Source organism: Candidatus Pyrohabitans sp., from assembly GCF_054014795.1.
Window position 1 is genome coordinate 1 of record NZ_JBPMGE010000046.1, and the last position, 11,634, is coordinate 11,634.

Sequence of the window (11,634 nt, forward strand, 5' to 3'; positions counted from 1 at the left end):
CAGCCACTTCCAGGCGGTTTCTATATGTCCTGCTCCAAGGCAGCCTGCGGTGAGCAGAAGGGCTATGAGCAGACCACATGCCTTCATGTTATCTTTCATCACCTCATACCACCAATGACGGCGAATATCCATAAAAGTGCCCCAGCGGGCACGAGAATAATCCAGTCCATGCCCCCCTTCTTTTTTATTGCTCCACTGTATCCTATTATCCCGCTGCAGAATCCCATAAACAACCCCAGAAGAACAGAGGTGTAGGAGCGTCCTCCTTCAAAAAATGCTGCGGATATAAAAAATATAAAAACGGGAGAAAAACCGATAAAGAACGCCGATCTTTCCCTTCCGCTCCAGAGACCGTAGAAGAAGGCTATTACCCCAGAGGTGGGGATCAGAAGAAAAAGGGGTGCAATATACCTGTTTGCCAAATTCTGCATTGCGTTGACCTCATGCTGAGAAACCGCATAAGAGAGAAGTAAATAAGCAGAGGAAACTGCAAGGACAAGGAATATCTCCACAGCGCTTCTTGACAGTGTGTGTACCCCCATTTTGCTCCTTAAGGTAAGGAAGGTAGAGGTAAACTAAAACCTTTCGCTTTTAAATCAGTTATTCGTTAGTAATCCCGTGACAACATAGCTACCTCCTCTTTTATATTCGAAAAGACGTCCCTTCTCCTGCTTAGAAACTTCTTTAATTTAAGTTACGTGGCACACGTATAGGCATACGTGCACCTCTTTATATTTAATTATTTCCTGAGAATTTTATTTCGCATGACTACTCATAAAATAAAACGGTTTACAATACTTTTAATAGCCTGTTTGGCCTTATTTAGCCCTGCATTTGCACTATCTGCAGAATACGAAAAAACATACAAAATAGAAGAAGGACATGTGAAATTTGGGAGTTACACCCTTGAATTTTTTACATTTGATGACAAAAAGATTAAATGCTTTAATGCGTTGAATGGAAATCTGATTGTCTATCAGTTCTGCGACGACATTGTGGCAGGTAAACGGGAATTAAGAGAAAACATGGGGAAAGTGTATCGTTTGAGTGATTTCTTAGCTTTTACTATCGCTCACTATCCCCGTGAATATGCTGAGGTGAGAATTTTGTCTGCACAAAAAATTAAGCCGGAGGTGGTTTCATCTAAATGGTTCTCCGCATATCTTGAACTCACCTCTTCTTCGCCGAGGTCAAAGGTCGTTGCTTATCCTGGGGATGTTATCAAGGCAAGTGTTACCCTGAAGAACAATGCTCCGGAAGAGAAGAGGTACAAGAAAACTTACAGGCTTTATGTGGTTCGTCCCTTCGGCTGGGACGCCTCTTTAAAAGTTGGCGGTAACAGGGTTAGCTCAATAGCACTTGCACCAGGCGAAGAGGTTACCATAAATGCTGAGATAACCGTGCCTGAGGATTTCTCCGGTGATTACGTCATTTCCATAGTGGCGGAAGGAGGCTACAAAGGCACAGTGGAGAAGGTCAGATACGACATACCAGTGATCAGGGGGCAGAGTACTTTCTCCTCAAAACTTCACTCTTCCATACCCGAGATTTCCGCCCATGCAGGGGAAAAGGTGGAATTAAATCTTGAGCTTGAGAACGCCGACTATGCAGACAGGTACTTTAATCTCACAGCTTTGGCGCCTAGAAACTGGAATGTTAGCTTCTACTATTCTGGATTGAAGGCAAACCTCATTCAGGTTGCAGGTAAAAGCAGAGTTTCGCTTAAGGCTGAGGTTGAAATGCCGGGTGAAGCTAAGCCTAGCAAATATTCTATAACCTTCAGAGCATTGAACGAAAAATCCGTTGCAGAGCACGAAGTGAGCATCGTGGTTGAGCCATCGCCGGTTACCTCAAAGCTACGCACCTCTACGCCTGAGATAATTGTTAAGCCGGGGGATGAGGTGAGGCTGAGCCTTGAGCTGGAAAATTCCGGAAATAGCGAGGATTACTATCTGCTCAGTGCGGTTGCTCCCCCGGAGTGGGAGGTTGCCTTCTACCACAAAAACTTCAAGGTTCCCTCTGTGAAGCTTGCGGCGGAAAGCTCTGTCTCTCTGGAAGCAGCCGTAAAGATCCCTAAGGAAACCACGCTGGGTGACTACCAGCTCAGCTTCATAGCGAAGGGGGATAACTCTCGAGCTATGAGCAACGTTACGGTGCATGTGGAAGGAAGCTACGCCCTCGCTGTGGAGCTTTCAAAGCTCTACACTCGCATAACCGCCGGTGAGGCAGAGAAAATCATCGCACGCGTTGCAAACACCGGGAAGAACACTCTGACCGGGATTGAGCTATCTTTAGAGATTCCTGAAGGCTGGAGCTACGAAATAGTACCGGAAAGCGTGAAAAAACTCCAGCCAGGAAAAGCGGCGGACTTTTCAGTAACCATACTTCCACCTGCAGATGCAGGAATAGGCGATTACTTCCTGAAGTTAAGGGCAAAGGCTGAACAGACAAAGGCTGAGGATGTCTCTCTGCGCATTACCGTGCAGCAGAAAAGCTCTTATGGCTATGCAGGAATCGCGGTTGCAATTCTCTCTGTGATAATGCTGTTAGCTATATACAGAAAGTTCGGGAGAAGGTGATGTAACGCAAAAATTCAATTTTCATGTCCATAACCGCCCATTATGAGCTCATCAAGCACCCTCTCAAGCGCGGCATAAAGCTCCTCCAGGGTGCCGTTGTTGTCTATGCGGTAGTCCGCCAGCTTCACGAGCTCATCTATCCTCTTCTCGGTCTCTGCGCTGTCGTTCTTCAAAAACTCCTCATAACCCATAGCGGCCTCGCCCTTCTCCCCCCTCTCAACCGCACGCTGATAGCGCACCTCACTGAAGGCGTGGATATACACCAGCACGCTGTTCTCAAAGCTCCTTATCATCTCCACCTCCTCGGGGTAGCGCACCCCATCCACCACCACAACCTGAGCATCGCTCGCCAGGATGTCCTGCTTAAGCGCGCGCGCTATAACTCCGTCTCCAAACTCGCGGCGAAGTGCAGAGCCGAGGGCTATGAAGTTCTCCCTCCTGAGCTCCATATGCAGCCTCTGCAGTATATCCTTCAGAATATCAGAAAAGCGAAAAATCCTGCCGTTGTATTTCTTGGCGATGTACCTGCTTGCCTCGCTCTTCCCAGAGCCTATCTTACCCATTACCCCTATTACAACCCTCTTGCGTATCTCAACCACCTCATACAGGGGTTAGCTTTTTATTGGAACCTCCTAATAAATATATGCGATGGACCTCCTCTTGACCATTGGAGCAGGTATAGCCGCGCTGTTTTTAGTAAGCGTTGTGATAGTCTTCCTCAGCTCATGGATTTTGGGACGCTCACGGGGTTGCCCAGGTAAATCTGGCGCTGCCCACCATCACTATGAAGAACTCGACGAACTGCCTGTGCGCAGGAGCACCTACGAACCCGAAGAGACGGTCACAAGCACTACAGACAACAGCCTGATAAGTGAAATCATGTCTGTGGACCTGCCCGAGGAGTTCCCGATGGGCACACAGGCACCGCTCAGGGCTGAAGAAGAGAAGCCCAGCAATCCCCTTGTCTCCTTCATAGAGGGATTTGACTTCTCTGATGCAGGCGATGGCAGCTCAGAAACCACCGGCATCGAGCCAGAGGATGAGGCATTGAGAGAACTTGTGGGTGGCGATGACGGGGTTTCTCTCTCCCCCGAAGTGCCAGAAAGGGAGAGTTATAAAAGCTACCCCGGCTGCTTTGGAAACAATTTTAAAAACTGCAGCAGAAACTGCGGCTTTGCTGAGGAGTGCAGACGCACCGCCGAGATTCTGGGTGAGTTTATTTAAGCCTACCCAGTCTGCGCTTTATCGCTTCAAGCTCCTCCCGTGAAATCCTTGTTCCATACTTTAGTTCCCTGAGCTCCTGCCTCAGCTCTGTAGAGACATAGAAGAGGAGGATGTTAAAGAAGAGACTGAGAACCAGAAGTATAGCCATGAGTGTGTCAGCAGCTCCCCCTTCGACCATAACTTATAATTTTACATCACTATTATAAAAGGGTGATGTTTACACGGGTGTTGCACGAGGGTGTCACCTATAATATCATCGCCTCAAGCCGTCGAATGCGCTCCGATGTAGGGGGATGCGTGGAGAATAGCCCAAGCAGAGCGCCGCCCCTGAGGGGGTTCACTATAAACATGTGCGCCGTGGAGGGATTGGCGTTGCGAAGCGGCACCCTGGCAACGCCCTGCTCCAGCTTTCGCAGAGCATTTGCAAGCGCCCAGGGCTTCTTTGTTATTATTGCCCCGGTTTTGTCTGCGGAGTATTCGCGGGTTCGCGATATTGCAAGCTGGATTATAAGTGCTGCTATGGGGGCGAGAATTGCCAGGACGAGTACACCCACAAAGTGCGCCGCGCCCTCCCTGTTGCGCCCTCCGACGCCAAAGATTGCAGCCCACCTCGCCCAGGTGGCGAGCATTGTTATGACACCCGCGATTGTGGCGGCGATTGTGCTTATGAGGGTGTCGCGGTTTTTGATGTGCGCCAGCTCGTGGGCGAGCACTCCTTCAAGCTCCTCCTCGGTGAGAAGGTCGAGTATGCCGGTGGTCACCGCCACAGCCGCGTGCCTTGGGTCTCTTCCAGTTGCAAAGGCGTTAGGCGTAGCTGTGGGAATTATGTACACCCTGGGCTTTGGAAGCCCTGCCTTCATTGCCAGGTTCTCCACTATGCGGTGGAGCCCTGGAGCATCCCTCGGAGACACCTCCTTCGCCCGATACATGGCGAGCACAATCTTATCACTGTACCAGTAGGCAGAGAAGTTCATGAGCAGAGCGAAGATAAAGGCGATGAACATGCCGCCCACACCAGCTATGGCTCTACCCGTGATAACAAGGAGACCCGTAAGCAAAGCAAGCAGCAGTGTGGTTCTGAGCATTCCACCCATCTTCACCACTGATTTTTCTAACCAAAGGTTATCAAAGCAAAATATTTATGTAAGCAGAAGATTATGAGCAGAACCACTTAGCTATAAGCAAAGAGACCAAGGCCAAACTGGAGCGTCTCGGGGGAAAGGGGAGAGCTACGATGAGATAATCCAGAGACTCCTTAATATAAGAGCTTGAAATGATAGACGAGGTCTACAACCGAATTGAGAGGACGCCTAGAAAGGAGTACGTCACCCTTGAAGACTTATAAGGTTCTTTTGAACCCCAAGCCGTTGAGGAACTTAAAAATCTATCAGTAGAGGTGTCAAAGCGCATCAAGAAAGCTCTCGAGAACCTGAGAGAGGATCCGTTGAGGAGGATAGACGAGGAAACCAATGAGGTTCTTGTGGAAAAGATAGCCCCCTAGGAAGAAAGCACGTGATTTATCTCCGCAATTCTAGTACCTAAGGGCCGAAAAACTCCTCACTCCAGTCTATCTTCCCGGGCTTAAACTCCTCCCCCCTGCCCGCAAGTATGCGCTCTATCCTCTCCACCACCTCCCCGGGTGTTAGCCGGGTGGTGTCCACCTCGTAAACTTCGCCATGCACCTGAAGGCTCTCTATCAGACAGACATCCAGCGCCTCAGCCTCCAGGTTTTCCTGTATCTTCCCCTCTGAAAAGCCCTTCCCTTCCAGCCTCTGTCTTAGCACCTCTGGTGAGCAGCGCAGCACGACCACGATAGCATCGCTGAAGGGCAGGAGGTGTGCCAGGTGCCCCTCAATAACCACATCTCCGGAGGCATGGGGCTTTATCCTCTCGAAGAGCTTCTCCACATCCACCTCGGTACTGCCCCGCTCCGCGTCGTAGCCGGCGATTACATCACCCTGGACAAATTTATTTACCTCTAGAAGCTTGGCACCGTGCTTTTTGCAGAAAAGCCTTGCCACGGTGCTCTTGCCAGTGCCCGGCGTGCCCGTGAGGATAAGAATCATCTCTGGCTGCTCTCTTCGCCTGCGGCGCGCCTGAAACCCAGAGCCTCAAGGTCGCGGTATATCATTGTGCGCGAGACGCCGAAAACCTCTGCCACCCGTGCAACATTTATAACCGCAGGGTCGTTGTTAAACAGTTCAAGCGCCCGCTTTATGCGCTCCCTTCTAATCTCTGCATCCCTGGCCTCTTCAAGTCCCTTCTCATTTATCGCCACAATCATGGTGGTGTAGACCCTGCCCGGGAGGGGTGTATCTATGGTCTTTGTGTACACGCTCACTATCTCCCCCTCCTTATTCTCAAGAAAGGAGTTTATCAAGCCTGCGGCCTTGGCCACTGAATTTTCCCTTGAGTATCCCCTCACATTAACACCTATAATCTCCTTCTTCTTGGGTTCACTTCCATTGATCGTGACAGTTATGTTAACACTCGCCCCCGAGACGCCGATGTTTATTTCATATTCAGCGCTTGTTATAATCCCGTCCACCTTTTTAAGTTCCTGGTTTATGCTATCAACCGCCCTGTCAAGGGCCGTGCCCACATCATTACCAGTAGCGGTCTTACTGATGATTTTCATCACAGAAAATTGAACCCCTCAAATATAAATAGCTTTTTACCTACAGCTCCCCGGTGATGCGGAAGTGGAGCTTTGCAAAGTTTGCAAGTGCTCGCCTGCCATGCCTTCTGACCAGCGTCCTTGCGGCGTCTTTAACGTGCACACTGCCCCTCGGAAGCGTGAGCCCCGCCTTGCGGGAGAGCATCTCATGCTTGCGGAGGAACTCGGCCCTCGCAAGCAGAGCCGCCGCCGCTACGTGGGCATTACTCTCAGCGCGCACTTCAAAAACCAGCTTCCTGGCAAGCTCTGCGTCCAGGTTAGAGAGCACCACCTTAGGGGCGGCAAATCTGTCTATAACCACCCTGCTCGGGGAGCACTTCTCCTCGAGCTGCTTCACCGCTTGGGCATGCATCCAGCCCAGAATCTCATTGAGGTTGTAGCGCCCGCCTGTGTCCCGGTGCAGCTTATTGTAGCGCGCCGGTGATATCCTTATAATCACATGGGGGAACTTCTTGACCTCCCTTTCAAGGGCAAAGATCTGCTGGATGCTCATCTTCTTTGGGTCGCGGAGGTTAAGCGAGCGAAGCTTCTCGGCATCCCCGCATACGCAGGCCACGACCACATAGCCGAAGTAGTCGCCCTTTCCCGCCTCATCGCATCCCGCCAGAATCATCCGGCTGCCCTCTGCTGCTCGTACAAAGTGCGTATCCTCTGCACCGTATCTGCCTCCGCCGGCGACTTATCCTCGCGGATCCTGACCACGCGTGGAAAACGCAGCGCAAAGCCGCTGGCATAGTTTGGGGAGCGCTGAATCTCCTGATAGGCGACTTCCACGACGACGCTTGGCTTCAGCCTCACCTCGCCAGCCTCCTCAAACTCTATCAGGGGTCTTAGGAGGGATGTGAATTCCTCAAGCTGCTCCTCTGTTATACCCGTGCCCACTCTGCCCACGGCGAGGAGTTCCCCAGTGTCTTCATCTCTCGCAGCAAGGATGTAGCTGCTCAGCCAGCCGGCGCGCTTTCCTGTACCCCAGAGGGCACCTGTAATCACCAAGTCAAGGGTCTCCATCACCGGCTTTATCTTGTACATGTAGCCCACCCTTGCTCCAGGGATGTAGGGCGCCTTCAGGTTTTTAATCATCATGCCCTCATGCCCCTTGGCAAGGGCGCGGGAGTAGAACTCGTGGGCCTGCTTAATGCTGCTTGTAACCTTCTGCTCTGCAAGCTCAAACTTGCCCTTCTCCTCCTCAATTACGCCCTGCAGCGCCTCGCGACGCTTCTCAAAGGCCAGGTCTATCATCACCTCACCCTCGAGGTAGAGGATGTCGAAGAGGTATGTCTCAAAGGGTATCTCTGCTATCATCTTCTCAACGTCGTACTTCCTCCTGAAGCGGCGGAGGATATCCTGAAAGGCTCTTGGTCTTCGCGTCCTGGGGTCCACTGCCACCGCCTCACCCTCCACTATTGCCTCCTCTGCCTTTATTGCACGGGCAGCGCGTCTGGCAATATCTGGCAGCGCGCTGGTAACATTCTCCAGGCGGCGGGAGAATATCCTGACCTCCTCCCCCTTTTTGTGAATCTGGACCCTGGCTCCGTCGTACTTTATCTCCAGAGCCGCCTCGCCCAGCTCCTCAAACACCTTCTCTATGCTGGGCGCAATCTGCGCAAGCATGGGCTTAACCGGCCTGCCCACCTTCATTCTTATTCTGCTCAGTCCCTCCTCGCCCTCGCGCTTCGCAGCCTTGGCCACGACGCCAAAGTCGTTTATGAGCATGTAGGCACGCTCCACAGCGGCGACGCTCACCCCGAAGGCCTGTGCAATCGCATCCCTGAGCAAACCCTCTGCCACACCCACGCGGAGCTCGCCGAGAACTGTGCGCGCTATATATTTTCCCTCCCTGGGCGAGGCGCTTGCCAGAAGGTCCGAGAGGATGCGAATCTTCCTGTCCTGGGAGCCCTTGCCACTTGCCAGGGCTATCTTCTCAAAGGCCTGGTAGACCTCCCGCACCTGCAGTTTCCTCGCAAACAGGGTAAGCTGTACCTTATTGGAGAGGAGCTGCTCCACCGCCTCGCCCACATCGCCACTCTTGGCGACGGTATTTTTTACTTCGCCTGTGCTGATACCGCTTACAAAGGCGAGCGCCTCGTAGAGCAGGCTCGGCCCCACGCCAAGCTCCATCTCGCTCCATTCGGGGAAGACCTCGCCTATGAGCAGGCTGGGAATTATGTCCAGAAGTTCCTCAGGAACCTCCGTGAGAAACTCGGCCACAATCCTGGTTTTTTCCAGTTTGCTCGCCGTTGCCTCGAGATTTTCATAAACATGAGCAAGTCTTGCATACTCCATGGTTTAAATTCGTCCCCATTGGATATTAGCTTTTCTGATGAGAGAGAGGGGACGAGGTTAACGTATCCATTTACTCCTCTGGCAAGATTTAAATAAAGGGATTATCCAGTATCATGGGAAAGGAGGCGATAACATAGCTCTTACCCACGTCGATGAAAAGGGCGTAAAGATGGTGGAGGTCTCTGCGAAGCCCGAGGTGAAGCGCATTGCCAGGGCGAGGGGAAGGATAGTACTCCGCGAGGAGACCATCGACATGATTAAAGCCGGCAGGGTGGAAAAGGGCAATGTGCTCACAACAGCACAGATTGCGGCGACGCTGGCGGTGAAGCGCACCCCGGAGCTTATCCCCATGTGCCACCCCCTGCCCATAACCGGCGTCAGGGTAGAGTTTGAGTTCCACACCAGCGCAATAGAGGCGGTGGTTGAAGTTACCACCGTTGCAAAGACCGGTGTGGAGATGGAGGCCATTACCGGTGTGAGTGTGGCGCTGCTCACCATCTGGGACATGGTTAAGGCGATTGAGAAGGATGAGCAGGGGCAGTATCCTGTTACTCGCATTACCGACATACAGGTGGTGGAGAAGATAAAGGAGGCTCTGAATGAGTGAGACCACAAAGAGGCACAGGGATGAAGCACCCCAAAGCGTGAGAGCGGCGGTTATCACAATCTCAGATTCAAAATTTGAATACCTGTGGACAAAGGATGAGAGGCTGGAGGAGACGGAGGACGTCTCCGGCAGGCTGATAGTGGAGGCGCTTAAAGAAGCGGGGCATGAGGTTGTGTTCTACACCATAATCCCAGACCATGCTGGCTTAATCGCCGAGATGGTGGACTACATAATAGAGCGCTACTCCCCTGAGGCGGTAATCACCACGGGCGGCACAGGCATAGGGCCGCGCGATGTTACCATTGAAGCCCTGGAAAGCCTGTACGAGAAGAGCCTGCCCGGCTATGGGGAGCTCTTCAGGCAAAAGAGCTTCGAGGAGATAGGGAGTGCGGCCATGCTCACCCGGGCAGACTGTGGAGTTATCTCAGAAACGCTGATCTTCTCCCTGCCGGGTTCGCCGAATGCGGCCAAGCTGGGGGTGGAGCTGATGCTGAGTGAGCTGACCCATCTGGTGAAGCACGTGAGAGGTGGGTAGCTTGAAGGTAGTAAGTGTGGTCTCTGCGAGAAGCAACTCGGGCAAGACGACTGTTATTGAGCATCTGGTGGCGGAGCTGGTAAAGCGCGGCTACAGCGTGGCCACGATAAAGCACATCCCGAAGGCAAACTTCACAGTGGATAAGGAGGGAAGTGACACCTGGAAGCATGCACGCGCCGGCGCTGGGGTGGTGGTAGGGCTCAGCCCCAACGAGGCGGCTTTTATAGTTAAAACAGAGACTGAGCTGAGCGTCGCCGAGGTGCTGGAGAAGCTGCGCAGCTTTGGCAGCTTCGACTTTGTGCTCATCGAGGGGTTCAGAAAGGAGAGCTACCCCAAGATAGTCGCCGCCTCCAGCGAGGAGGATGCACGCTCGCTGGTCGACGGGGCAACACTGGCGGTGAGCGGCGTGGTCGCCGGTTCGGGTGAGGACGTGGAGCTGGGCGTGCCCGTGATAGACGCCACAACGCAGGCGAAGAAGCTGGCGGATTTGCTGGAGGGTGAAGAGCTCAGGCTAAAGAGCACGGTTGCAGGGCTCCCCGGGCTGAACTGCGGGGAGTGCGGGAGTGAGAGCTGCGCCGACATGGCGGCGCGAATACTCAGGGGGGAGCGAAGCCTTGAAGATTGCGTTGTTCTGAGCGCAGGGAAGATGGCTGAGATTAAAATCTCTGGCAGAGAGGTGCCCATGGGTAGCTTCGTCCAGGAGCTTGTGCGCAGTGTTGTTCTCGGCATGGTATCAACCTTAAAGAAGGCGGACGCCGAGGATGGCGATGTGGTGGAGATAAAGGTGAGGGTTTAGATGCTTCGCGACAGCTACGGCAGGCCAATAACAAGTATGCGCATAAGTATTACCCAGAGGTGCAACTTCAGATGCAGATACTGCCACCACGAGGGTATAACAGAAGATTCCAGAGAGGAGATGACCCCGCAGGAGGTCAGGCGCATTGTAGCGCTGGGGGCGCGTTTCGGGGTGCGCAAGGTCAAATTTACGGGAGGCGAACCCCTGGTGCGCGAGGATGTGGCTGAAATCGTGGCGGAGGTTGCGCAGGTGAGGGGTATAGAGGACCTCTCCATGACCACCAATGCCTACTACCTCGCAGATTATGCCCAAGATTTGAAGCGCGCCGGTCTGGACAGGGTTAACATAAGCCTAGACACGCTGAGGGGAGAGACCTTCAGCTGGATTACCCGGGGGGGCGATCTGAGCAGGGTGAGGGCTGGCGTTGAGGCAGCAATAGAGGCAGAGCTCACGCCGGTGAAGATAAACATGGTGGTGATGCGCGGGGTTAATGATGATGAGATAGGCAGGATGATTTCCGAATTTTCCCGCGATGGTGTTGTTCTCCAGCTCATTGAACTCGTGGTTAGCGACCGCGAGTTCTTCCAGCGCTACTTCTACGACCTGGACACCTTTGAAGAGGAGCTGACGAAGCGAGCAATAGAGGTGCATGAGCGCAGGTTTATGCACGGCCGGAGGCAGTACCAGCTCAATGGGGCGAGGGTGGAGGTTATTAAGCCGATGCACAACTCTCGCTTCTGCGCCCACTGCACCAGGCTTAGGGTTACTGCCGACGGGAAGTTCAAGCCCTGCTTAATGCGCAGCAACAATCTGGTTGATTTCCTCACACCCATGCGGCAGGGGGCGAGCGACGAGGAGCTGGAGAGGCTTTTTAAGGAGGCGGTGCTGCGCAGGGTGCCCTTTTTCAGGGAGGGTGAGGAAAGTGCCCATGGA

14 protein-coding genes are annotated in these 11,634 nt (G+C 53.0%); 6 read left to right on the forward strand and 8 right to left on the reverse strand.

The genetic code is table 11. The annotated features are described in order from the left end of the window. Nucleotides 1–98: 98 nt before the first annotated feature. Complete coding sequence (locus tag ACXJJW_RS05220; protein WP_456474679.1) at nucleotides 99–542, reverse strand: hypothetical protein; 444 nt, start codon at nucleotides 540–542, stop codon at nucleotides 99–101. Between the two features lie 222 nt (nucleotides 543–764). Here ACXJJW_RS05220 and ACXJJW_RS05225 point away from each other — a divergent pair, with 222 nt between their 5' ends. Continuing rightward, nucleotides 765–2,579: a COG1470 family protein gene (locus ACXJJW_RS05225; RefSeq protein ID WP_456474680.1), complete on the forward strand. Its 1,815-nt coding sequence runs from the start codon at nucleotides 765–767 to the stop codon at nucleotides 2,577–2,579. Nucleotides 2,580–2,593: 14 nt separating this feature from the next. Here ACXJJW_RS05225 and ACXJJW_RS05230 read toward each other — a convergent pair whose 3' ends face one another. Next, a complete protein-coding gene (locus tag ACXJJW_RS05230) occupies nucleotides 2,594–3,178 on the reverse strand; it encodes an AAA family ATPase (RefSeq protein WP_456474681.1) in 585 nt (194 codons plus the stop codon). A 49-nt stretch (nucleotides 3,179–3,227) separates the two neighbouring features. On the opposite strand from ACXJJW_RS05230, the gene ACXJJW_RS05235 reads away from it, so the two are divergent. Beyond that, nucleotides 3,228–3,803, forward strand: a complete 576-nt coding sequence (locus ACXJJW_RS05235) for a hypothetical protein (RefSeq protein ID WP_456474682.1) — start codon at nucleotides 3,228–3,230, stop codon at nucleotides 3,801–3,803. Here ACXJJW_RS05235 and ACXJJW_RS05240 read toward each other — a convergent pair. The 6 genes from ACXJJW_RS05240 to ACXJJW_RS05265 all read right to left on the reverse strand — a co-directional run bounded on the left by ACXJJW_RS05240 (nucleotide 3,796) and on the right by ACXJJW_RS05265 (nucleotide 8,763). Further along, nucleotides 3,796–3,981, reverse strand: coding sequence for a hypothetical protein (locus ACXJJW_RS05240; RefSeq protein WP_456474683.1), 186 nt, complete (start codon nucleotides 3,979–3,981; stop codon nucleotides 3,796–3,798). The two genes, ACXJJW_RS05235 and ACXJJW_RS05240, sit on opposite strands and share 8 nt — an antisense overlap. A gap of 67 nt (nucleotides 3,982–4,048) precedes the next feature. Continuing rightward, complete coding sequence (gene htpX / locus ACXJJW_RS05245) at nucleotides 4,049–4,897, reverse strand: zinc metalloprotease HtpX (RefSeq protein ID WP_456474691.1); 849 nt, start codon at nucleotides 4,895–4,897, stop codon at nucleotides 4,049–4,051. A 444-nt stretch (nucleotides 4,898–5,341) separates the two neighbouring features. Further along, on the reverse strand, nucleotides 5,342–5,869 hold the full coding sequence (locus ACXJJW_RS05250) for an adenylate kinase family protein (RefSeq protein WP_456474684.1): 528 nt from the start codon (nucleotides 5,867–5,869) through the stop codon (nucleotides 5,342–5,344). Next, nucleotides 5,866–6,441, reverse strand: coding sequence for a hypothetical protein (locus tag ACXJJW_RS05255; RefSeq protein ID WP_456474685.1), 576 nt, complete (start codon nucleotides 6,439–6,441; stop codon nucleotides 5,866–5,868). The genes ACXJJW_RS05250 and ACXJJW_RS05255 overlap by 4 nt, the downstream gene beginning before the upstream one ends. A gap of 40 nt (nucleotides 6,442–6,481) precedes the next feature. Next, nucleotides 6,482–7,093 (reverse strand): ribonuclease HIII, encoded by a 612-nt coding sequence (locus ACXJJW_RS05260; protein ID WP_456474686.1) that lies wholly within the window; start codon nucleotides 7,091–7,093, stop codon nucleotides 6,482–6,484. After that, nucleotides 7,090–8,763, reverse strand: a complete 1,674-nt coding sequence (locus ACXJJW_RS05265) for an ATP-dependent DNA ligase (protein WP_456474687.1) — start codon at nucleotides 8,761–8,763, stop codon at nucleotides 7,090–7,092. Before ACXJJW_RS05265 ends, ACXJJW_RS05260 begins: the two co-directional genes overlap by 4 nt. A 133-nt stretch (nucleotides 8,764–8,896) precedes the next feature. On the opposite strand from ACXJJW_RS05265, the gene moaC reads away from it, so the two are divergent. From moaC to moaA, 4 genes are all read left to right on the forward strand, one after another. Continuing rightward, complete coding sequence (gene moaC, locus ACXJJW_RS05270) at nucleotides 8,897–9,370, forward strand: cyclic pyranopterin monophosphate synthase MoaC (RefSeq protein WP_456474692.1); 474 nt, start codon at nucleotides 8,897–8,899, stop codon at nucleotides 9,368–9,370. Next, a complete protein-coding gene (locus ACXJJW_RS05275; protein ID WP_456474688.1) occupies nucleotides 9,363–9,905 on the forward strand; it encodes a MogA/MoaB family molybdenum cofactor biosynthesis protein in 543 nt (180 codons plus the stop codon). Before moaC ends, ACXJJW_RS05275 begins: the two co-directional genes overlap by 8 nt. A 1-nt stretch (nucleotide 9,906) precedes the next feature. Further along, the gene (gene mobB, locus ACXJJW_RS05280; RefSeq protein ID WP_456474689.1) at nucleotides 9,907–10,701 is read left to right on the forward strand and encodes a molybdopterin-guanine dinucleotide biosynthesis protein B; all 795 of its coding nucleotides are present in this window, start codon (nucleotides 9,907–9,909) and stop codon (nucleotides 10,699–10,701) included. Continuing rightward, the coding region (moaA, locus tag ACXJJW_RS05285) for a GTP 3',8-cyclase MoaA (RefSeq protein ID WP_456474690.1) at nucleotides 10,702–11,634 on the forward strand (933 nt) is incomplete at its 3' end.